Here is a 20,584-nt window from a genome sequence, read left to right on the forward strand (position 1 = left end):
CATTCATTATATCAAAAGAAGCAAAAGTCAGAAAAATGTAGAAAATAGACGTGTAAAAAGAACTAGTAAAGAAGAAAACACGCCTCTTTTTGAAGGAATTCTGAAGCATTTTTTAATGATTGCGATATTCTTTTAAAAATTTTGTTATACTTTATGAGGGAAAAAAGCAAAAATATGGAGGTACAATAATGTTAAGAATGTCAACAAGAGATCAACATCCTTTTCTAGGAATGTTAAAAAGTCCAAAGCAAACGTTAACATCACTTTTTTACGATGCTCGATTTCTCTGGGCCTTCCTCATTTTATGGTTAGGAGGGATAAGTGGAATCACCATTATTAGTCGATTGCAAAACGTGGGAGAAGATACAAGTCTTTTAACTATTTTACTTTCTGTTATTATCGGTGGATTTGTAATGGGAATTTTGGGATGGTTTTTATTTAGTATTTTATATATGTTTTTCGGTTCCTTATTTGGAGGAAGAGGTGATTTTAGTCACATTCAAATTGCAACAGCTTATAGTCTAACACCGCTTGCTACTAATACTATTTTAACCATTATTCCGCTTCTTTTTTTACAGGCGCATTTCTTTCAAGTTCAAAGTAATGCATTATCAACGTTTTCATCAATTACTTTGCTTGTTTTTTCTATTATTGAAGGGGTTGCTCTTTTATGGTCCTTTCTTTTAACAGTAGCGTCAGTTAGTGAAGCACATCGTTTATCTTTTGGAAAAAGTTTTCTGACGGTATTTTTCAGCTGGATAATTGTTTTAGTCATTTTATTCGGTATGCTTCTCACATTTAATACATTGTCCTAATTAAAGTGAAAGGCAAAGGGGGATAAAGCATGTATCATGGAAATCCAGTATTAGAGTATCGGCTTTTAAAAGGGAAGGAAATTGAAGCTCTTTATTTCTATGAGAATATTGAAATTGAGCAAATTATGGCAAGACGAGAGTGTGAATTTTTTGTAAAACAGGGGATAACGTATAAACAAACATCCTCGGCTTTAGAAGGAAGCCTTTTTATCATTTATGTTGAAGAATATGAAAAAGGCGAGATTCTAAATGTTGATCAAGCATCCAGTCACTCTCTTAAACTTGAAATAAGAGAATATGCTCCAGCTCAAGATCATCCCATTTTAAAGGTTGAATATTTTCAGAATCATTTGGATGTTTTTTGCGTAATCGGAAGTGTTTATACATATATTGAAGATGTAGAGTGGGAGCGTGACTCAGCTGAAATTGACGAAGACCGGCGTACATATTCTTTGTATGTTACAAAAGTGACAGATAATCTAAGTCAAAAGGGAGTTTATCATGAAAAAAACTAAAAAGATGATGACAGGTGTAGTTGCTTCACTTTTTACATTTTCAATGACAGCTTGTTCTTCTTCTGATTCACGACCAAAGGAACCTGATACAGACGAGTGTAAAGACTGGGATTGGGACGAAGAAACACAAACATACTATTGTGACGATTCTTCTTCACATAGAAGCGGCTATTTTTATTATGGTGGAAGGTGGTTTTCGAATAAATCAGCTTTGCAGCAAAGCAGCAGCTATAAGTCATATAAGAACAGTTCAAAATTTAAATCTGGCATTGGTAGCGGAACGAAAGGCAGCTTTGGTGGCTAAGTATGGAAGATTTCTCACGTAAAAGAAAGGACTTTTTTAGCCATATTCCTGAGTTTTGGCCTGACCTATATAACGAAGAGTATGCTCTTTATGATGTGAAGGAAGAGAAAAAAGAAACAATCGATGAAATTCGAACAGCAACAGAGCGAATTGGACATTTGTTTTTTAAAACAGTTCCCCTTCTTCAGAACTTAGAAGATGATGTACTGCTTCAGCTTGGTTTTCCAGCTAGTACGCTCTTCTTTCTGAAATCTTCTTCACCTTTAAACGTACCAAGTGTGATCGCTCGGGTAGATCTAATTGTGAAAGAGGGCAAAATTAAACTACTTGAACTAAATGCAGACACCCCCACATTTATTAAAGAAACGTTTTTTGTGAATGGAAAAGTTTGTGAGCATTTTGGGGTTCAGAATCCAAATGAAGGATGTGAAGGAGAGCTAAAAGAAGCAATTGAAGAGGCCGTAAGTCAAAGCTTTAGATGCTTACATAAAAGCGGACCTCCAAATATTGTGTTTACTTCACATGAAGATGATATGGAAGATTTCTATACAACAAAATATCTTCTTGACCTTAGCTCTCTTCCTGCTCACTATGTTTCACTTCAGAACCTTAAAATTGTGATAGAGGATGAAGAAGAGATAGCTAAAGGAATTTACGACTCTTTTTACCAAAAAATAGATGTTTTGTATAGACAAACATATCCTCTAGAACATCTTATTTTAGATAAAGGCGACTCTAATGAGGCTGTTGGAGAAGCTTTGATGAGGCTTGTTAACGAGAACAAACTCTCTATTATTAATCCCTCAGCGGCATTTTTACTTCAGTCAAAAGCTGTGCAAGCACTTATTTGGGGTCTTCATGAAACAAATCATTCTTTTTTTACGAAAGAAGAGCATACCTGGATTTCTACTTACTTTCTACCAACGTATTTAGATTCTGCACCGTTTCGAGAACAAGAGAAAGCTTTTGTACAAAAACCTGCATTTGGACGTGAGGGAGATACAGTAGAAATTTACAGTGAAAAAGGAGAAAACAAAAGTCAAAACCCCTATCACACATATGACGAGTATTTAAGTGTTTATCAGCAGTATGAAAGTCTACCAGTATCTAATATTCAAACTATTGATGGAGTAAAAGAGGCACGCATTATGTACGGGTGTTTTTTAGTGAGCGGAAAGGCGAGCGCAATCGGAATTCGAGCAGGTGGAGAGATTACAGATAACGGAGCTTATTTTTTGCCTGTAGCACAAAATTTGACTAGGGGGAACGTTTAAAATGAAAACGTATTTAACAGCGGAAGGGTTTATTAATTTCTTATCCTATACAGGAACAGGGCTTCTTCTTCTCCTTTTAGGTGTCCTTGTTTTTGAATTAACAACAAAGTTTTCAGATCGTGAATTAATAAGGCAGGGAAATATAGCTGTTGCGCTTAAACTATGGGGGAAAGGTATAGGGCTTGCGATTGTATTATATACGGTTTGGGGACATAGCTTAAGCTTGTTTGATGCATTTATTTGGGGAGTTATCGGTATTCTAACTCAAGTTATATCTTACTGGATTATTGAGTATATTCTAACTCCAAAAACTAACCTTGCTCAGAAAGTAGAAGAAGGAAATGTAGCAATTGGAGTAAGTTTATTTGGTGCTTCTATTGCCGTTGGACTTATTGTAGCTGGAAGCTTAACTTACTAATAGTCATACAACCCCTTTATAGAGAATAGAGTAAGAAAAAAGGAGCGTTCTGAATGAGTCTATTTAACTTCGCTTTTTTAGGAGATGTTTTATTACTAGCAGGAGGCATTTTCATTTTCCTATTTATTCTGTTCTCTTTTACAAGAGGGAAAAAAGCAAAAAGAGAGAAAAGAAGATCAATGTAAGAAGGGCAAACGAACTCGTTTGCCCTTTTTAATTTAGTCTTCGTTTGTTTTTTCTTCTCCCCATTTTCCTCCCTTTTCCATCCAACGTTTATAAGCTTCAAAGAAGCGATTTTCAACTCTGAGGGGGAGCCATAATAAAGTGAGGGAAAGCAAAAAGTAAGCAAAGAGAGAAAAAATCATTCCTCCCTCTTCTGTTAAGAGCGTTGTTGCAAGAGAACCAACAAGTAAACTAAAGGACATGATAAAAAAAAGAACAAGAATATATCTTTTATAAATGGACATTTTTCTTCCTCCTTATTTGTAATAAGTATAGTATGTGTAAAATCATGGATTTTATATGAAAGTTTGGGTATTTTATCACTGGGGAACAGAAACAAAGAGGAATTTAATATAATGGAGTGGTTTTATTGAGAAAGGTTAACGTAGGATTAGTTGGTTTTGGATTTTCTGGAGCAACATTTCATGCCCCCATTTTCAAAGATTTAGAGGAATTCAATGTAAAAAAAGTAATGTCAACAAAACCTGATAAAGTACGCGAAGTCTTTCCGGAAGTAGAAGTTGTCAAAGAACTTGAAAACATTACAGAAGATCCTGAGATTGATGTTGTTGTAATAACAACTCCAAATGATCTTCACTATGAGATGGCAGTGCAAGCGATTCAAGGAAGGAAGCATACAATTGTTGAAAAACCATTTGTTGTATCACGAGAGCAAGCTCGCCATTTAATTGAGCTTTCAGAAGAGTACAGCGTTCTTTTAAGTGTTTACCAAAATAGACGATGGGATAATGACTTTTTAACTGTGCAGTCATTGCTAAATGAGTATAAATTGGGAGAAGTTTACTTTTATGAAGCAACAATGAATCGTTTTAGTCCTTATGTAGAGCAAGAGTGGCGTAATAACAGTAGACATGGAGGAGGGGTGCTGTACGACTTAGGCTCGCATTTAATTGATCAAGCTCTTATATTATTTGGCATGCCTAAATTTGTTTATGGAGACGTCCTACATCAGCGCAAAAAAGCACAAGTAGATGATTATTTTCATTTGATTTTAGGCTATAAAAAGCTCCGCGTTATTTTACATGCGGGCTCAATCGTTAAGAAATCTGGCCCGACTTTCGAAATACACGGAGACAAAGGAAGTTTTACTAAATATGGGCGAGATAATCAATGGGAGTTTCTTCAATCCTTAACAAATATAAATGATCCAAGTTATGGGGAAGATGATATTGAGCAATATGGTAAATTAACTCTTACAGAGGAAAATCAAGATGTAACACATATTATCCCAACTAAAAAAGGGAGCTATGTTTCATACTACAAAAAGATATATGACGCTATTGTCCATAATGAGGAAGTGCCAGTACCAGCAAGTGAGGCGCTAAGAACAATTGAAATTATTGAAGCAGCACAGAGAAGTGCAAGGGAGAAGAAGGCTATATACTTATAAGATAAGCGACGTGCAATTGAAATTGCCGTCGCTTATTTATTTGAGTTCAAAATGAGTCATAAACCAAAAGTCATGTTTAGGATTTCTTTCACCGGCAATAATATGCTGCTCTCCTTCTTCATCAAGCGTTATCCACTGCCCATCTTCTGTTGGATAAACAGGATAAAAGTACCCTTCTTTAAAAAGAAGCTCATTTGGATACGCTTCAACGAAATCAGCTCCTACTTTTTTGGTGATGGACACTTTGCACTGTACAAGTTCCAAAAACATTCCTCCTTTTTCATATACTTATAGTATAGTATTTTTGACTTATAAATACAAAAACTGAGCTTTTTCTTTGTTAGGAAAATGAAAGAAAGGGTACGATATAAAAAAGACAAAAGGAGAGAGACTATGAAAAATGAAAAAATCATGCTAGCAGAAAGACCAAAAGGATTACCAACAAAAGATACGTTTCGTTTCGAAAACGAAGATATAAAAGAGCCTAGCGAAGGAGAAATTCTTCTTAAAACGCTCTACATATCTGTGGATCCTTACATGAGATCAAGAATGAACGATAAGGAGAGCTATGTTCCACCTTTCAAGCTTGATGAACCATTAAATGGTGGCATTATTGCAAGAGTAGAAAAATCACAAAACGATGCGTTCCAAGAAGGGGACATTGTAACGGGAAGACTTCCATGGCAGCGCTATACAACAACCGATGGTGACGGTCTTCAAAAAATTGATGAAAGCATCGCCCCGTTAACAGCTTATCTTGGTGTACTTGGTTTAACTGGTTTAACAGCATACTTTGGGCTTCTTCATATTGGTGAGCCAAAGGAAAATGAAACTGTTGTTGTATCAGGAGCAGCAGGGGCTGTTGGAATGGTCGTTGGTCAAATCGCGAAGCTGAAAGGCGCACGCGTTGTCGGAATTGCAGGTTCAAAGCAAAAAATAGACTACCTCAAAGAAGAGCTAAACTTTGATTACGTTATTAACTATAAAGAAGATAATGTCTTAGCTTCCTTAAAAGAAGCATGCCCAAACGGTGTTGATGTTTATTTTGATAATGTAGGTGGCTCAATTTCGGATGATGTTCTGTCACTCATTAACAAATTTGCCCGTATTCCAATTTGTGGTCAAATTTCTCAGTATAATAAAGAAGAAGCAGAACGTGTTCCTCGCCTCCAGCCTCTCCTTTTAACGAAAAGCGCTCTTATGAAAGGATTTATTGTAGGCGACTATGCAGATGGATTTAAGGAAGCTGTCGAAGAGCTTGGCAAATGGGTAAGAGACGGGAAAGTAAAATACGAGGAGAATATTATCGGAGGATTTGAAAATGTACCTGATGCGTTTTTAGGACTTTTTTCAGGAGATAATCTAGGAAAACAGCTTGTAAAAGTAGATGAATGACATTAAAACCTTGCATGAATTGTGCAAGGTTTTTCACTTTCTATCATTTTTAAGTAGGCAAATATACAAATTATATAACTAGGGACAAAGGCCCTCTCACTTTAATAGTTTCCTCATAGATTAATAGAGACTTGCGAGGTAAAGAGGGGGCCAAAAGATGTTTCACTTTCTAATGACTAAGATGGTTCGCAAGTACACAGCAAAGCTTGATCGAACTACTCGAGATGAAATATTTTCTTTCTACAAAGCATTTAGATGGATGCCGTGCTTTTTACAAAAAAGTTATGAACGACATTTACGCAAAAATAAGAAACTAAATGTTATCTTCTCTTTTCATAAAGAAGTTGAAGATGGGGCGAAAGATATTGAAAGTGTTCTTCTTAAACATAAAAAATGCCGTATGGGAGAAGGCTTTAATGTTAGCAACTATTGCGTAGCAGAGCTAACGCCATATGCGCTTGAAGAAGTGTTAGAAACATGTTCATGCGTAAAAACAGTTCATTTTAATCGGTCGTTTCAAGCTTTACTAGACAAAGCAGTTCCAGCCTCACGTGCTAAAAACGTTATGAAAAGCGGCAAAGTCCTGACAGGGGAAGGGATTAATGTAGCTGTCTTAGATACTGGCGTTTATCCGCACGTTGACTTAGATGGAAGAATAATCGCTTTTAAAGATGTAATTAACAATCGTACAAAACCTTATGATGATAACGGCCATGGTACGCATTGTGCAGGTGACGTTGCCGGAAATGGGCAAGTATCAAACGGGCGTTATAAGGGACCTGCTCCGAAAGCTAATATTATAGGGGTAAAAGTATTAGATCGTGAGGGAAATGGATCTCTTGAAAGTGTTATGAGAGGAATTGAATGGTGTATTTTATATAACAAGCACCATCAGGATGCACCTATTCATGTAATATCTCTTTCACTTGGAAGCAAAGCTATTCGCTACAAGGAAGAAGAGGAAGATCCTGTTGTTTATCTTGTGAATGAGGCTTGGCGAAACGGGATCGTTGTAGTGGCAGCAGCTGGGAATAGCGGCCCAGCGTCATCTACAATTGATTCGCCAGGAGTTAGTAGCACAATTATCACAGTGGGAGCTTCAGATCATCAAAATACGGAAAATACAGTAGAAGACGATACAGTTGCTCCATTTTCTAGTCGCGGGCCAACGGTTTATGGAGTAAAAAAGCCAGATATTTTAGCACCAGGAGTTAATATTGTTTCATTGCGCTCCCCAAATTCCATAATCGATCGTAATGAACCGGAAAATCGAGTTGGTAGTGGGTATTTCTCTTTATCAGGGACTTCTATAGCAACGCCTATTTGTGCCGGTGTTATTGCTCTCATCCTTCAAAGTAATCCATCGTTAACGCCAAACGAAGTTAAAGCTCTTCTTAAAGAAGGAGCAGACCTCTTAAGGGAAGACCAAAATGTTTATGGGTATGGTTTTGTGAATGGGGAAAAAGCAATCGCGGATGCATAATGATTACAATTACTCAGGAGGCATGGCATGCTTCTTGAGTTTTTTTTATACATAGAGGATTTTTTTATAGAGAGACCGAAAGTAGTAGGAAGGGAACATTGCTAAAACTTTTAATAAAAGGAGAGGGGAAAATGATCAACACGGCTCTTACAGAAATATTTCAAATCGAATTTCCAATTATTCAAGCAGGAATGGCCGGTAAGGTTACAAATGCCAAACTTGTCTCCTCTGTTTGTCACGGCGGTGGACTTGGTACGCTTGGGGCAGGGTATATGTCTCCAGAAATGATTCGCTACCACATCGGCGAGATAAGAAAATTAACAACGCGTCCTTTTGCAGTTAATTTACTTATTCAAGATGAAGAATATAATAGAGAAATGTTTGAAGAAGGAAAGAAACGTTTAGCGCCTTATTATAAACAGTTTAATATTAATATGGATGAAGTTGTTCTTCCTTCCTATACGTGGCGTGATCAGCTTAACGTATTGATCGAAGAACAAGTAGAGATTTTCAGCTTTGCTTTTGGAGTGCCAGATGAATCTACTTTAAAATATATTCGCTCTAAAGGAATTAAAACTATTGGAACAGCAACAAGTGTAAAAGAAGCTTGTTTTCTTGAGGAAATTGGTATTGATGCAGTTGTTGCTCAAGGTTTGGAAGCAGGAGGTCATAGAGGCGGCTTTTTTGAAAGCGATCCTCTTGTTGGTTCACTAGCTTTAATTCCCCAAATAGTTGATCATCTTCAAATTCCCGTTATTGCAGCAGGGGGGATTATGGATGGAAGAGGCGTTGTAGCAGCGTTTAGTCTTGGGGCAAGTGGCGTACAGCTTGGAACGGCTTTTTTAAGCACCTTTGAAAGTGAAGCCCATCCGAAGCATAAGGAGGCTCTCTTCTCTTCAACCGAAAGCAGTACAGAATTAACGACCTCTTTTTCTGGAAAATTGGCACGTGGCCTAACAAACAAGCTTATGAAGGAACTTTCAGAAGACGTCTCTTCTATTGCACCATATCCTTTACAGCATTATTTAACAGCGCCCATTCGTCAAAAGGCCACTCTAGTCAACGATGAAAGGTATATGGGAATGTGGGGTGGACAAGGGAGCCGTTACTGTCGTTTGAAGTCTGCACACAGCGTGGTGCGAGATATTATTCGTGAAACGAATGAAACGATTAAACAGCTTTCACGTCATTCTTCCCTATCTTAAAAAGAATGCTTCTAAGCATTCTTTTTTTTGTTCAATTCTCCTTACATTTGCTACTATAAACAAAGAGAGATAGGAGAGTGGATAATGTGTACTTTGGAGTAAATTTAGAAAGCGATTATGTAAAGCTTTGGCAGGATGGAATGAAAAATTGGGAGGATGAGATGCCAAAGCGTATGATAGACGATAAGTTAGAAGAAAAGTTTTGGAATGTGTTCTTAGAAAAAGGAAAACATAAAGAAAAGAAAAAGCCGTTTATAGAAGATATTGTTCGCGAGGTCCTTCTACACGTTAAATCAAGCGACACAGTAGCAGAGATTGGTCCTGGCTGGGGAACATATACCTTTCCTATTGCACAGCACACTAAATCTTTAACATGTGTAGACAGCTCAGCAGCGATGATCTCTTATTTGAAAGAAAGAGCAGAAAAAGAACAGGTCAATAATATGAATTTCATTCACGGGAAATGGGAAGAAAAACGAGTAGAGCAGAATTATGATGTTGTATTTGGATTTAATTGTTTTTATCGTACTCATGATATAGATAAGGCACTTTTGAAAATGAACAATAAGGCAAGCCGTCTAGCTATCGTTGGAATGACAAGCGGTCCTGAACAAAGGCATTACCGGGAAATTGAAAAAAAGCTTGGATATACCATTCGCTATACTCGACGCGATTATATTATGTTGCAAAATGTCTTATACCAGCTTGGAATTGATGCAAACTGTCAGCTGATTGATTTGACTAATACATACTGCTTTAATACATATGAAGAAGCTTTCTCATTTTTAACAAGCAAGATTGTGACAGAAGAACGGGATGAAATGAAATTAGCTTCTATTATTGATAAATATCTCGAAGAAAAAGATGGCCATTTCTATTATGTTCACCCTTTTAAAGCAGCGCTCCTGTATTGGAAACCAGAACAACTCTTTTAATCACTTCGTATAGTTTTTTTATTCGCACAAATACTAAGAGAAATGAAATCAAGGAGTGCGTTATTATGAAAAGGGTATTTCTAGGGACTTTTCTTCTCTTCGTATTATGTGCGTGTAATCAAGATAAGCAATATCCCAATCTATTTTACATAAAAGACGGATATGTTGGATGGGTAGAAGTGGAATATAATAAAGAAGGGGCTTTTCCGACAAGTAAGGAAGGAACCTATAACGTGCTATGGGTTGATGAAAATGGAAAAACTGAAACAGAAGAGCCTCCGCCAGAGCAAGGATGGGCAAACAACCGGTATTATTACTTCGCTGAAAATGGGGATCGGAAAGAGCTTAAACAGAGTGAAAAAATCCATGGGGCAACGACAACGAGAAAAAATAACGAAGAAAAAGCGATTGAATATTTTTTTGTTGGAAGTGAAAAGCAATTTGAGGATCAAAAAGGGGAATATAAAAGAGAAGGAAAACAGTAGCGTCCAGACGTTACTGTTCTTCTTTTTGTAGTTCTTTTTGTGTAGAGGCTATTCGCACCAGTTCTGCTAGTTTTTCGTTTCGCTCTTCATCAAGCTGCTGTTTGCGATTAAGAAATAAGATACCGACAATAAGCCCATATACACAAAGACCATAAAGTAAAATTTTAAATACAAAATAAGCAATACTAAACAAGCTTAAGGCCAAACAACTCATCCTTTCAGGGGGATAATATAAAAAAGTATAGCAAAGAAGAAGAGAGAATGCGAACCTCCCCATCTGTTACAAAAGAACGGGAAGGTTAGAAAAGTGAAACAAAATAATATACTAAATCGTTATAGAAGTTGTAATATGTAATGAAAATTTTAAAAAATATACACGATGACAAAAAAAGATACTTTAATTTTACAAAAAATGGACTTTGTTTTACTTTTTTTAATAAAAAAATCGTTAAAAAGACCGTTGTTTTTTAACGTGTAGGCCAAACGTGTCGAAAAATGTAACTTAATTGTAATATTTAGATTTTACGTTTGTAATAATTGATTGCTAGAATGAGAGGCGGTGAAGAAAAAATTAGTAATGGAGGATAACTTTTATGAAAAAGTTAATATATTCTGTAGTACTTGGTTCGACAATCTCGGCAGCAGTAGCAACAGCGCCAAACAGTGCAGATGCAGCACTAGGTGACGGACTTTTAAAGCAAGGTATGAACAATTCTGACGTAAAAGATTTACAGCAACAGCTGAAAAATAAAGGCTATTTTAAGCTTGGTTATACAACTACATATTTTGGAACAATTACCAAGGATGCATTGAAAAACTTTCAGCGTGCAAATGGCCTAGCAGCGGACGGAATTGCTGGAAAGAATACATATCGTGTATTACTTAACAATTCTACTTCTTCAAGTTCAGGAACAGTTTCATCTAGTACTCTTTTAAAATATGGAATGAGTAGCCCACAAGTTAAGCAGCTTCAGTCTGCCCTAAAACAAAAAGGCTATTTCAACTTTGGTTATACAACAAATTACTATGGTTCAATTACAAGAGATGCTGTTATAAAGTTTCAGCGTGCAAATGGCCTAGCAGCAGACGGAATTGCTGGACCAAAAACATTAGCGAAGCTTAACGGAAGTTCTGTATCAGCGGGTTCTTCATCTTCAAGTTCTGGAGTATCTACAAGCACAACATTAAGACTTGGAATGAGCAGTCCACAAGTACAGAAACTTCAGTCTGCTCTAAAGCAAAAAGGCTACTTCACATATAGTCGTACAACAAACTATTATGGCACAATTACAAGAGATGCTGTTATGAAATTTCAACGTGCGGCAGGTCTTGCAGTAGACGGGATTGCTGGACCAAAAACACTAGCAGCATTGAACGGAAATACGCCTGTTGCTGAGTCTAAGCCATCACAAGGAAGCGGTTCATCATCATCGTCATCACAAACGACACAAAAGATTATTTCTATTGCAAAATCACTTCGCGGAGTTCCATATGTATGGGGAGGAACATCAACAAGCGGATTTGATTGCAGTGGGTTTATTCAGTATGTATTTAATAAAGCTGGTGGACCAAGCCTTCCACGTACAGTTGCGGCTATGTATGACAGAGGTACGTCTGTTTCATCGCCAAAAGTCGGGGATCTTGTATTCTTTGAAACATACAAGCCAGGGGCATCACATGCAGGTATCTATCTAGGAAACAGTCAATTCATTCACGCTGGTTCTTCAACAGGTGTAACAATTTCATCTCTTCACAACACATATTGGGCACCTCGTTACCTTGGTGCTAAAACATATTAATTCTTAAATCCCTGCTAGTAGTTTAGCAGGGATTTTTAATACTTTTTATGCTTTTTCATTGCAACATAATTTTAATCGTAATATGATGAAAAAGCATAAAAAATTTACAGAAAAGTGATGGAAAACAAGGAGGCACGTTTTTATGGCTATTCTAGATGTAACTGTTATTCCAGTAGGCACAAGTACGCCAAGTGTAAGCCAATACGTAGCAGACATTCACAAAGTATTAAAGCGACACGAAGGAAAAGTAAAAGTACAGCTAACACCTATGAGTACACTCATTGAAGGTGATTTAGACGACTTGTTTGAGGTTGTTAAAGAAATGCATGAGCTTCCTTTCTCTAAAGGACTTGACCGCGTATGTACAAATATTCGCATCGACGATCGCCGAGACCTTAAACATACGATGGAACGCAAGATAGAGGCGGTAGAAACAAAAATTCAATAAACAACATTCCTACACAAAATAAAGGTGCCAAGCATATCATAAAATATCACTTTTATTTTTAGCGAAACTTTTTTTAAAAAGCGCTTGACGAATGATAGAAAATGGTTCTATAATACAAATCAAACATATCAAATGTTTTGAAAACAATTGAAATTTAAAAAACCAAATAGATGTTTAAATGCAATGACAGGACAATAGTAGCATTGATCTCCCTGTTCTTCAGAGAGCTGATGGTTGGTGAAAATCAGTACAAAGAACAATGTGAAGTACGCCCCTCGAGCAGCTTTTCAGACATCTTGTACATTACAAGATGAAAGGGAAGTCGGTTTAACCGTTATCTCAATGAAGTGATGAATGTTGAATATGATACATTTATTAAAATAGGGTGGTACCGCGATAAAATCGTCCCTACTGATTATTTAATCAGTAGGGACTTTTTGTATAAAAAAAGATAAAAACTTCTTTTCAGCGGCCTTTTATCATACACTATTTTCGAAATGTTTCAAAAAATTCGACAGTCATAATTAGGGTGGTACCGCGGTAAAATCGTCCCTACTGGCATGGAATCAGTAGGGGCTTTTTTTATAGATTCAAACATCTTTTTTAAAAAAATGAGAACAGTAAACTTAGGAGGAATAAATATGACAAAGCCAACTTTAGAAACATTACGTAAAGGAATCGACGAAATTAACTTAGAGATTTTAGCACTTCTTAATAAACGTGGAGAAATTGCTAAAGAAATTGGAAAATTAAAAGAAATGCAAGGTACAAAGCGTTTTGACCCTGTTCGTGAACGTGAATCTCTAAATGCTATCTTAGCAAAACACGAGGGTCCATTCGAAGCATCAACTATTCAACATATTTTCAAAGAAATCTTCAAAGCAAGCCTTGAACTTCAAGAAGACGATCATAGCAAAGCACTACTTGTATCTCGTAAAAATAAAGTAGAAGATACAATCGTTGACTTGAAAGGTGAAAAAATTGGAGACGGTAACCTTAACTTCATCATGGGACCTTGCGCTGTTGAATCATACGATCAAGTACGAACAGTTGCAGAGGCTATGAAAGCTCAAGGAATTCGCCTTCTTCGCGGTGGAGCATTCAAACCGAGAACCTCCCCATACGACTTCCAAGGTCTTGGCATTGACGGTCTAAAAATCCTTCGTCAAGTAGCAGATGAGCTAGATATGGTAGTTGTTAGTGAAATCGTAAATCCAGCTCATATCGAAATGGCAACAGAATACGTTGACGTGATTCAAATTGGTGCGCGTAACATGCAAAACTTTGAGCTTTTAAAAGCAGCTGGTTCTGTTGATAAAGCGGTTCTTCTAAAACGCGGTCTAGCAGCAACAATCTCTGAATTTGTAAATGCAGCAGAATACGTTATGTCACGTGGAAACACAAACATCATCCTTTGTGAGCGTGGAATCCGCACATACGAAAAAGCAACACGTAATACATTAGATATTTCAGCTGTACCAATCTTAAAGAAAGAAACACACTTACCTGTTGTTGTTGATGTAACACATTCAACTGGTCGTCGTGATCTATTACTTCCATGCGCGAAAGCAGCGATTGCAATTGGTGCAGATGCTGTAATGGCAGAGGTTCATCCAGATCCAGCGGTAGCTTTAAGTGACTCAGCACAGCAAATGGATATTCCAGAATTCCAAGCTTTCATTAAAGAACTAAAAGGTCAACCAGCTCAAACAAAATAAAATAATCATGATTTTACAAAAAAAACCTTTCTTTTTACAAAAAAGTTGTAGAAAGAAAGGTTTTTTTCTCGTTTTGTAACCTTTTTGTAACAAATTTATTATTTTATTTGTTATAGTAATAATGTTATTGTCAATTTATAGCTAAAATTATCCAAAAAAAGACATATTTTGAATGCAACAAACCATAACTATAGAATATACTTAGTTCTTCTTATTTTATAGAAAGAAATAAGGAAAGTGTTTTATATAGAAGTGTTTGGTTTTGAGGAGAAGGAGTAGGGAGGAACCGCTATGTGTGGATTTGTAGGACATATTAAAAAAAATGCGGATTTTGAAAATATAAAAGAAGATGTATTCAAAGGGATGGTGGAAAAGATCTTTCACCGCGGCCCAGATGATGTAGGTATTTATGAAGATCAACATGTCCAGCTCGGTTTTCGCCGCTTAAGTATTCTTGATGTAGAAAAAGCTGGTCAGCCTCTTTCATACGATAACAACCGTTATCAGCTTATATTTAATGGAGAAATTTATAACTATATAGAACTTCGCCAAGAATTACTTGCTAAAGGTTACACGTTCAAAACAGATGGAGACTCTGAAGTTCTTCTCGCTCTTTATTGTGAAGAAGGCAGAAAAATGGTTTCAAAATTAAGAGGAATGTTTGCGTTTTTAATTTGGGATACAAAAACAAAAACGGTTTTTGGTGCGCGTGATCCTTTCGGTATTAAGCCGCTTTATGTTGCTCAAACAGAGAACGAAATCTTTTTAGCATCAGAAACAAAATCGATTAAAGAAGTTGTGCCAGGAGACCATGATTTAAGTGCTCAAGCTCTTCAGCATTATTTAAGTTTTCAATATGTACCAGAGCCTTATACTCTTTTTGATGCAGTGAAAAAAGTAGAGCCTGGGTATTCTTTTTATCAAGATGTAGAGTCTGATAAAGGATTGAAGTTTGAACGTTATTTCAAACCAACTCTACATCCTATTCAAAAGGAAGAAAACGAATGGATTAAAGAGATTCAGCATGTGCTAGAAGACTCAGTGAATATTCATATGCGAAGTGATGTTCCGGTAGGGTCTTTCCTTTCAGGTGGGATTGATTCTTCCTTTGTTGTATCACTTGCTAAACGTTACCATAATAATCTTAAGACTTTCTCTGTTGGCTTCCAAACAGATGGCTATAGCGAGCTTGATGTAGCAGGAGAAACAGCTCAGGCGCTTGGCGTAGAAAATATTCAAAAAGTCATTACAGCAGAGGAGTTCATGGAAGAGCTACCGAAAATTGTGTGGCATCTTGATGACCCGCTTGCAGATCCTGCAGCGATTCCTTTATACTTTGTTGCCAAAGAGGCGGCAAAGCAAGTGACAGTTGTTTTGTCTGGGGAAGGAGCGGACGAGCTTTTCGGTGGGTACAATATTTATTGTGAACCAGATTCCTTAAAAATGTTTCAAAACATTCCCTCTCCGCTAAAGAAAGCACTTGGCAAAATGAGCAATATGTTACCTGACGGAGTCAAAGGGAAGAGCTTTTTACAACGAGGAACAATTCCGCTTGAAGACCGCTATATTGGAAATGCTAAAATGTTTGAAGAAGCGGAAAAAGAACGTTTTTATCATCTGCAGCATAAAGGAGTACATTATACGGATATTACAGCTCCTTTCTATGCACAAGCAGCCGAGTATGATCCAGTAGGAATAATGCAGTATGTGGATATGAATACATGGTTAAGAGGTGATATTTTATTAAAAGCGGATAAAATGACAATGGCCAATTCCCTTGAGCTACGCGTTCCATTTTTAGATCGTCGTGTTTTTGAAGTCGCTTCAAGAATTCCAAAAAATATGAAAATAAAAGACGGTACAACAAAATATATTTTACGAAAAGCTGCAAGAGGGATTGTACCTGATCATGTTTTAGATCGTCGTAAATTAGGATTCCCAGTGCCAATTCGAGTATGGTTAAAAGACGAACTGTACGATTGGGCGTTTAAACTTATTACAGAAAGTGATGTTGATCACTTATTTGATAAGAAAGAACTTACTTCACTATTAAGTCAGCATGCAGCAAGTAAAGGTGACTATAGCCGAAAGCTTTGGACAATCTTAATGTTTCTTATGTGGTATAACCAACATACAGGCGCTTCTGAATATAACCCAAAGACAAAAAATTTAATTATACATTAATTCAAAAACCCCCTTCTTTTTGAGTAAGAAGGGGATTTTTTGAACTAAATTAAATTTTTGTGTATATTCATATCCAAAATATGATATAATTTACATGTAATCTTCAAACGCATATGAAACAGTACGCCTCGTGTTGTTTCTGAGCATGGTTAAGGTATGCCCCCTTGATCATAACGTTCCTGTGTGTACATTGTACACACAGGTTTTTTTTATGACCCGCTAGGTTGCTTAAAAATTTCACGCTGTACTTTTAAAACGGCTTGATGGACATGTTTCATAACTTCACGTTCTTTTACTTCTACAACTTTCCATCCTCTTCTTCGAAGCAATGTTGAAAGTTTTTCCTCTTTCTTATCTGATTTCTTAGCAAGCGTTTGTGGGTGGCGATGAAGAATAATAGCAACTTTGTATTTAGGAATCATAACATCAATCATAAATCGCCCATATGGCTCATTTAAGCGCAAATCGTAGCCGCACATATCAAGCGCCTTACTTAGCTTTTCATGGAGGATGTCTGTTCTTTGCTTATTTAGTACATATTCTTGCTCATCAGTTTGAAAAGTAGAGGCAATGATAAAGATAAGTGTACCTGTGACAGTTAAAATGAGGGCAATAACGATGCTCACTATAAAGATGTGTTCCATATTTAAATCCTTTCTAACGAGTTTCTAAAAGTTTTTCCCATTGTGACCAATGTCATGCGTATATAGTAATGAAGAATTATTGGCAACAATCATACGCGGGGGAATGGAGCTTGATTTTGAACTTTGTCATTTGTAAAATAACGAATAGTGGCTATCTTCTTAACACTGCGAATCTACCTCACATCGAAGTAAGGATTTAATTGAAAAGACTTTTAGAGAAATTCTTGAACAGAAATGAAACGAAACTATCATTTAATCGTTATTAACAAAGAGAAGGCTTTGATTTTTATATAACAAAAGACTACATATGAAAGAAAAAAGGGGTGTTCCCACCATGTCGCATGTTTTAAAAACGGTTTTAACAGGCTGGTTTATTATGGTGATTACATATGGAATTGTTCTGCTTGGTGTTGCTCGCAGCTTAGAAATGCTGTACAAAACGCCATTAGATCTTAGTCAAACAACCTCAGTTATTATACTAGGGATGTGTCTGCTTACTGTTCCTTATCTTGTGGCAGGTGTATATGGGCGTTTAAATATGAATGGAGATTTGCAAATTTTTCTTCTCTTTATGATTGTTCCTGTTGTACTTGAGCGTGTTTTTATATATGGATTAGGAGCCTTTCTTACGAAAGATGTTCCTGTTATTGAATTTATTCAATTAGATATTGCTCCTTACTTCACATTTTCGTACATTATAGCAGGTTTAGGAAGTATGGCAATTGCACTTATTGTAGCGAAAACATGGTAGAAACGAGAAGCTCATTTCTTTTTAGAAGTGAGCTTTTTTTAATAAGGAAGGAATGCCACCATGAAAATAAAACGAAACATCATCTATATTATGCTTATGATAATCATTATCTTTTTAGGAATTGTAGTGCGAAAAAAAAGTGCCTATTTTCCACGCATTGTAAACTTATACTTGGGTGATATCCTTTGGGCTTTACTTATATTTTTAGGGTTTTCATTTTTAATGGAGAAGAAAGGATTAAAAATCGTTATTTTTCTGTCTTTATTGTTTTGTTATGGAATTGAAATAAGTCAGCTTTATCATGCAGAATGGATTGATGCAGTTAGGAGCACAACGCTCGGTGGGTTAGTGTTAGGGTTAGGGTATGGCTTTCTATTCAGTGATTTAGTCTCTTATACAGTTGGAATACTGTTTGGAGCACTGTGCACAATTCTTCTAAAAAGAAGCTGACAAAAATTCCATCAGCTTAATCTTAAAACATCTAAATATTAATATATATCTGTATTATATTAAGAGGAAAAGGAAAGGTGCTTATAAAGAGTTCTTTTCGGTAAGAAGGTGAAAAAATGAAAGAATTTCCCCTTGTTTATACAAATGTTTGGGACGGCATCATCGCTGTTCCCCTTGTGTTAATTTTGGTGCAAGTTTTAAAAATTCTTTTTTCAATTAAAGGTTCGTATATCTCCACCCTTTCAACAGTTATAGGTCTTATCATTTCTATTTTTTTTAGTCATCCTCATAGCCTATCAGCAGGAATATTTATGGGTTTCTTTTATGGAAATGGGGCTGTAGGAGTGTACGCCTCTCTAAAAACATCTCTTCAAGCCTTTCAGCGTAAACAGTAAGAACGTGCCTTTTTTCTCTTGAGAAAATTCGGTAAAATAAAAATATCGAGAATGAGGGGGGAGAAAAAAGTATACATGAGTAAGAAAATAAAAAACATGGTTACAACAAATCGTTTAATAATGAAAGACATGAAAGAAGAGGATGGAGAAATCCTTTATAAATACTGGTCAGATAATGAAGTTACAAAGTATATGAATATTACACCGTTTCATAAAGTAGAGCAAGCGAAGGAAATGATTCAATTTTTAACAACGTTAAAAGAAGAAGGAAAAGCAGCGCGATATTCTATCTTTTTAAAGAAAAGCGGGGAGTTAATTGGAACATGTGGTTTCAACTCTATTGATAATGAGAACAGTCGTGTGGAGATTGGCTATGACTTAGGTAAAAATTACTGGGGACATGGTTACATTAGAGAAGCATTAACAGCACTTATACAAGAAGCTTTTTTCTCTCTTCATATGAATCGAATCGAAGCAAAAGTAGAAGTGGAAAATGAAAATTCTATTAAAGCGCTTTCTAAATTAGCTTTTACTAATGAAGGGCGATTGCGTCAGTATGAACGCTCTAAAGGGAAACTTATTGACGTTTATATGTTTTCTCTTTTAAAGGAAGAGTTTCATAAATTAGAAGAAAGCTAATGCCGATTTAATATACAGTACAGGTATAGGAAAAGGAGGTAAGCTGTTTTGTAAAAGGTACCGTTTTTAAAGTTCAAAACGTTATAGAACAGCGGATATTAATGTTCAATGAACAAGAAAAGAAAGCTTTATATGATGTAATTTATAAGCGGAGAGATGTACGAACGTTTTTGTCAAAAAGCATTCCATCAGATGTGTTGCAAAGAGTATTAGAAGCGGGACATCACGCTCCCTCTGTTGGATTTATGCAGCCGTGGAACTTTGTTTTAGTGAAAGATGGTGAGCTTAAGAAAAAGCTAGCATGGGCAGCAGAAAAAGAAAGAAAAGCACTCTCTATCCATTATGAAGGAGAGAAAGCAAATCAGTTTTTAGAATTAAAAGTAGAAGGAATTAAGGAAGCTCCTGTGACAATATGCGTGACATGTGATCCCACAAGAGGAGGTTCGCATGTTTTGGGGAGAAATTCAATTCCGGAAACAGATATTTTATCAACGGCATGTGCTATACAAAATATGTGGCTCGCATCTTGTGCAGAAGGTCTTGCACTTGGATGGGTAAGCTTTTATAAAAAAAATGATGTGAGAGATATTTTATCTATCCCTCCACATGTCGATCCAGTTGCCCTTTTATCCATTGGGTATACAGAAGATTATCCGTCTTCACCCATTTTAGAAGAAGCAAAATGGGAAAAACGAAGAGAACTTGATGGATTAATCTTTGAAGATACATGGGGGAACAAAAAATAAAAAGCTGCAGAGTTTCTGGACTGACCCCATGAAGTGAGACAAATAAAAAACACCTTTTCGTTAAAGATCGGATACAAATGACCGAACTATAACGTGGAGGTGTTTTTTCTATGGGAACAAGAGTAAGTTATCCAGTAGAAGTGAAAATGAAGGCGATTGAAATGAGGTTAGCAGGCGTGCCTGTAAAAGAAGTCATGGAAACCTTACAGATTCGGAATCGTACCCAACTGAAAACCTGGATGAGATGGTATAAGAATGGAGAGATGAAGCGACTAGAACAGCCTGTTGGAAAACAATATACTTATGGGAAAGGACCGCATTCTCAAGATGCATTCGCTAAATTAGAAG

At 36.4% G+C, this 20,584-nt stretch carries 26 protein-coding genes and 1 other annotated feature; of the genes, 22 read left to right on the forward strand and 4 right to left on the reverse strand.

From position 1 onward, the window contains the following. The first annotated feature begins 188 nt into the window (after positions 1–188). From BM012_RS13615 to BM012_RS27085, 6 genes are read left to right on the forward strand one after another with little or no spacing between them, the layout of a single operon-like run. On the forward strand, positions 189–815 hold the full coding sequence (locus BM012_RS13615) for a Yip1 family protein (protein ID WP_061805475.1): 627 nt from the start codon (positions 189–191) through the stop codon (positions 813–815). Positions 816–844: 29 nt separating this feature from the next. Continuing rightward, on the forward strand, positions 845–1,330 hold the full coding sequence (locus BM012_RS13620) for a hypothetical protein (RefSeq protein WP_061805476.1): 486 nt from the start codon (positions 845–847) through the stop codon (positions 1,328–1,330). Further along, positions 1,317–1,634, forward strand: a complete 318-nt coding sequence (locus tag BM012_RS13625; RefSeq protein WP_019392248.1) for a hypothetical protein — start codon at positions 1,317–1,319, stop codon at positions 1,632–1,634. The genes BM012_RS13620 and BM012_RS13625 overlap by 14 nt, the downstream gene beginning before the upstream one ends. Positions 1,635–1,636: 2 nt before the next feature. Next, a complete protein-coding gene (locus BM012_RS13630) occupies positions 1,637–2,908 on the forward strand; it encodes a glutathionylspermidine synthase family protein (protein ID WP_061805477.1) in 1,272 nt (423 codons plus the stop codon). Between the two features lies 1 nt (position 2,909). Next, positions 2,910–3,326, forward strand: a complete 417-nt coding sequence (locus tag BM012_RS13635) for a DUF350 domain-containing protein (protein WP_019392250.1) — start codon at positions 2,910–2,912, stop codon at positions 3,324–3,326. 53 nt (positions 3,327–3,379) lie between these two features. Further along, a complete protein-coding gene (locus BM012_RS27085) occupies positions 3,380–3,511 on the forward strand; it encodes a hypothetical protein (protein WP_268801490.1) in 132 nt (43 codons plus the stop codon). A gap of 33 nt (positions 3,512–3,544) precedes the next feature. On the opposite strand, the gene BM012_RS13640 is transcribed toward BM012_RS27085, so the two are convergent. Further along, positions 3,545–3,793, reverse strand: a complete 249-nt coding sequence (locus tag BM012_RS13640) for a hypothetical protein (RefSeq protein WP_061805478.1) — start codon at positions 3,791–3,793, stop codon at positions 3,545–3,547. 116 nt (positions 3,794–3,909) lie between these two features. Here BM012_RS13640 and BM012_RS13645 point away from each other — a divergent pair, with 116 nt between their 5' ends. Then, positions 3,910–4,959: an oxidoreductase gene (locus BM012_RS13645; RefSeq protein ID WP_235606182.1), complete on the forward strand. Its 1,050-nt coding sequence runs from the start codon at positions 3,910–3,912 to the stop codon at positions 4,957–4,959. A 36-nt stretch (positions 4,960–4,995) separates the two neighbouring features. On the opposite strand, the gene BM012_RS13650 is transcribed toward BM012_RS13645, so the two are convergent. Then, positions 4,996–5,223 carry a hypothetical protein gene (locus BM012_RS13650; protein ID WP_061805480.1) on the reverse strand — a complete coding sequence of 76 codons (228 nt, stop codon included), beginning with the start codon at positions 5,221–5,223 and terminating at the stop codon, positions 4,996–4,998. 129 nt (positions 5,224–5,352) lie between these two features. Between BM012_RS13650 and BM012_RS13655 the strand changes: the two genes are divergently transcribed. From BM012_RS13655 to BM012_RS13675, 5 genes are all read left to right on the forward strand, one after another. Further along, positions 5,353–6,354, forward strand: a complete 1,002-nt coding sequence (locus tag BM012_RS13655; RefSeq protein ID WP_061805481.1) for an NADP-dependent oxidoreductase — start codon at positions 5,353–5,355, stop codon at positions 6,352–6,354. Between the two features lie 157 nt (positions 6,355–6,511). Continuing rightward, positions 6,512–7,837 carry a S8 family peptidase gene (locus tag BM012_RS13660; protein ID WP_061805482.1) on the forward strand — a complete coding sequence of 442 codons (1,326 nt, stop codon included), beginning with the start codon at positions 6,512–6,514 and terminating at the stop codon, positions 7,835–7,837. A 131-nt stretch (positions 7,838–7,968) separates the two neighbouring features. Beyond that, the gene (locus BM012_RS13665) at positions 7,969–9,042 is read left to right on the forward strand and encodes an NAD(P)H-dependent flavin oxidoreductase (protein ID WP_061805483.1); all 1,074 of its coding nucleotides are present in this window, start codon (positions 7,969–7,971) and stop codon (positions 9,040–9,042) included. A gap of 86 nt (positions 9,043–9,128) precedes the next feature. Then, positions 9,129–9,977, forward strand: a complete 849-nt coding sequence (locus BM012_RS13670; RefSeq protein ID WP_061805484.1) for a class I SAM-dependent methyltransferase — start codon at positions 9,129–9,131, stop codon at positions 9,975–9,977. A 65-nt stretch (positions 9,978–10,042) separates the two neighbouring features. After that, positions 10,043–10,462, forward strand: a complete 420-nt coding sequence (locus BM012_RS13675) for a DUF6843 domain-containing protein (RefSeq protein ID WP_061805485.1) — start codon at positions 10,043–10,045, stop codon at positions 10,460–10,462. 10 nt (positions 10,463–10,472) lie between these two features. Here the strand turns inward: BM012_RS13675 and BM012_RS13680 are convergent, their stop codons facing one another. Beyond that, positions 10,473–10,667, reverse strand: a complete 195-nt coding sequence (locus BM012_RS13680) for a hypothetical protein (protein ID WP_019392260.1) — start codon at positions 10,665–10,667, stop codon at positions 10,473–10,475. 388 nt (positions 10,668–11,055) lie between these two features. On the opposite strand from BM012_RS13680, the gene BM012_RS13685 reads away from it, so the two are divergent. From BM012_RS13685 to asnB, 4 genes are all read left to right on the forward strand, one after another. Continuing rightward, positions 11,056–12,261 carry a C40 family peptidase gene (locus BM012_RS13685; protein WP_061805486.1) on the forward strand — a complete coding sequence of 402 codons (1,206 nt, stop codon included), beginning with the start codon at positions 11,056–11,058 and terminating at the stop codon, positions 12,259–12,261. 142 nt (positions 12,262–12,403) lie between these two features. Continuing rightward, entirely contained in the window at positions 12,404–12,709 is a 306-nt protein-coding gene (locus BM012_RS13690; protein WP_061805487.1) for an MTH1187 family thiamine-binding protein, read from the forward strand. Between the two features lie 174 nt (positions 12,710–12,883). Continuing rightward, positions 12,884–13,122 (forward strand) — a binding site (T-box leader). 228 nt (positions 13,123–13,350) lie between these two features. Continuing rightward, positions 13,351–14,427, forward strand: coding sequence for a bifunctional 3-deoxy-7-phosphoheptulonate synthase/chorismate mutase (locus BM012_RS13695; RefSeq protein ID WP_061805488.1), 1,077 nt, complete (start codon positions 13,351–13,353; stop codon positions 14,425–14,427). Positions 14,428–14,718: 291 nt separating this feature from the next. After that, positions 14,719–16,611 (forward strand): asparagine synthase (glutamine-hydrolyzing), encoded by a 1,893-nt coding sequence (gene asnB, locus BM012_RS13700; protein WP_061805489.1) that lies wholly within the window; start codon positions 14,719–14,721, stop codon positions 16,609–16,611. 209 nt (positions 16,612–16,820) lie between these two features. On the opposite strand, the gene BM012_RS13705 is transcribed toward asnB, so the two are convergent. Continuing rightward, positions 16,821–17,255, reverse strand: a complete 435-nt coding sequence (locus tag BM012_RS13705) for a DUF559 domain-containing protein (protein WP_061805490.1) — start codon at positions 17,253–17,255, stop codon at positions 16,821–16,823. Between the two features lie 334 nt (positions 17,256–17,589). On the opposite strand from BM012_RS13705, the gene BM012_RS13710 reads away from it, so the two are divergent. The 6 genes from BM012_RS13710 to BM012_RS13735 form a co-directional block, all read left to right on the forward strand. Beyond that, the gene (locus BM012_RS13710) at positions 17,590–18,006 is read left to right on the forward strand and encodes a hypothetical protein (RefSeq protein ID WP_061805491.1); all 417 of its coding nucleotides are present in this window, start codon (positions 17,590–17,592) and stop codon (positions 18,004–18,006) included. Between the two features lie 60 nt (positions 18,007–18,066). Beyond that, the gene (locus BM012_RS13715) at positions 18,067–18,456 is read left to right on the forward strand and encodes a ribosomal maturation YjgA family protein (protein WP_061805492.1); all 390 of its coding nucleotides are present in this window, start codon (positions 18,067–18,069) and stop codon (positions 18,454–18,456) included. A 116-nt stretch (positions 18,457–18,572) separates the two neighbouring features. Next, entirely contained in the window at positions 18,573–18,851 is a 279-nt protein-coding gene (locus tag BM012_RS13720) for a hypothetical protein (protein ID WP_061805493.1), read from the forward strand. Between the two features lie 75 nt (positions 18,852–18,926). Then, positions 18,927–19,490, forward strand: a complete 564-nt coding sequence (locus BM012_RS13725) for a GNAT family N-acetyltransferase (RefSeq protein ID WP_061805494.1) — start codon at positions 18,927–18,929, stop codon at positions 19,488–19,490. 101 nt (positions 19,491–19,591) lie between these two features. After that, positions 19,592–20,236: a 5,6-dimethylbenzimidazole synthase gene (gene bluB, locus BM012_RS13730; RefSeq protein WP_061805495.1), complete on the forward strand. Its 645-nt coding sequence runs from the start codon at positions 19,592–19,594 to the stop codon at positions 20,234–20,236. 110 nt (positions 20,237–20,346) lie between these two features. Then, on the forward strand, positions 20,347–20,584 hold a 238-nt coding region (locus tag BM012_RS13735; RefSeq protein WP_074842829.1), incomplete at its 3' end, for a helix-turn-helix domain-containing protein.

The organism is Priestia endophytica DSM 13796, from assembly GCF_900115845.1.
Classification (GTDB): domain Bacteria; phylum Bacillota; class Bacilli; order Bacillales; family Bacillaceae_H; genus Bacillus_I; species Bacillus_I endophytica.

Excerpts from the sequence above, each read along its gene's own strand:
- BM012_RS13625 (WP_019392248.1), top strand. The coding sequence starts at position 1,317 with ATGAAAAAAACTAAAAAGATGATGACAGGTGTAGTTGCTTCACTTTTT.
- BM012_RS13665 (WP_061805483.1), top strand. The coding sequence starts at position 7,969 with ATGATCAACACGGCTCTTACAGAAATATTTCAAATCGAATTTCCAATT.
- BM012_RS13725 (WP_061805494.1), top strand. The coding sequence starts at position 18,927 with ATGAGTAAGAAAATAAAAAACATGGTTACAACAAATCGTTTAATAATG.
- BM012_RS13695 (WP_061805488.1), top strand. The coding sequence starts at position 13,351 with ATGACAAAGCCAACTTTAGAAACATTACGTAAAGGAATCGACGAAATT.
- BM012_RS13715 (WP_061805492.1), top strand. The coding sequence starts at position 18,067 with ATGAAAATAAAACGAAACATCATCTATATTATGCTTATGATAATCATT.
- BM012_RS13660 (WP_061805482.1), top strand. The coding sequence starts at position 6,512 with ATGTTTCACTTTCTAATGACTAAGATGGTTCGCAAGTACACAGCAAAG.
- asnB (WP_061805489.1), top strand. The coding sequence starts at position 14,719 with ATGTGTGGATTTGTAGGACATATTAAAAAAAATGCGGATTTTGAAAAT.
- BM012_RS13640 (WP_061805478.1), bottom strand. The coding sequence starts at position 3,793 with ATGTCCATTTATAAAAGATATATTCTTGTTCTTTTTTTTATCATGTCC.
- BM012_RS13705 (WP_061805490.1), bottom strand. The coding sequence starts at position 17,255 with ATGGAACACATCTTTATAGTGAGCATCGTTATTGCCCTCATTTTAACT.
- BM012_RS13690 (WP_061805487.1), top strand. The coding sequence starts at position 12,404 with ATGGCTATTCTAGATGTAACTGTTATTCCAGTAGGCACAAGTACGCCA.
- BM012_RS13620 (WP_061805476.1), top strand. The coding sequence starts at position 845 with ATGTATCATGGAAATCCAGTATTAGAGTATCGGCTTTTAAAAGGGAAG.
- BM012_RS13720 (WP_061805493.1), top strand. The coding sequence starts at position 18,573 with ATGAAAGAATTTCCCCTTGTTTATACAAATGTTTGGGACGGCATCATC.
- BM012_RS27085 (WP_268801490.1), top strand. The coding sequence starts at position 3,380 with ATGAGTCTATTTAACTTCGCTTTTTTAGGAGATGTTTTATTACTAGCA.
- BM012_RS13710 (WP_061805491.1), top strand. The coding sequence starts at position 17,590 with ATGTCGCATGTTTTAAAAACGGTTTTAACAGGCTGGTTTATTATGGTG.
- BM012_RS13615 (WP_061805475.1), top strand. The coding sequence starts at position 189 with ATGTTAAGAATGTCAACAAGAGATCAACATCCTTTTCTAGGAATGTTA.
- BM012_RS13685 (WP_061805486.1), top strand. The coding sequence starts at position 11,056 with ATGAAAAAGTTAATATATTCTGTAGTACTTGGTTCGACAATCTCGGCA.
- BM012_RS13675 (WP_061805485.1), top strand. The coding sequence starts at position 10,043 with ATGAAAAGGGTATTTCTAGGGACTTTTCTTCTCTTCGTATTATGTGCG.
- bluB (WP_061805495.1), top strand. The coding sequence starts at position 19,592 with ATGTTCAATGAACAAGAAAAGAAAGCTTTATATGATGTAATTTATAAG.
- BM012_RS13655 (WP_061805481.1), top strand. The coding sequence starts at position 5,353 with ATGAAAAATGAAAAAATCATGCTAGCAGAAAGACCAAAAGGATTACCA.
- BM012_RS13635 (WP_019392250.1), top strand. The coding sequence starts at position 2,910 with ATGAAAACGTATTTAACAGCGGAAGGGTTTATTAATTTCTTATCCTAT.
- BM012_RS13630 (WP_061805477.1), top strand. The coding sequence starts at position 1,637 with ATGGAAGATTTCTCACGTAAAAGAAAGGACTTTTTTAGCCATATTCCT.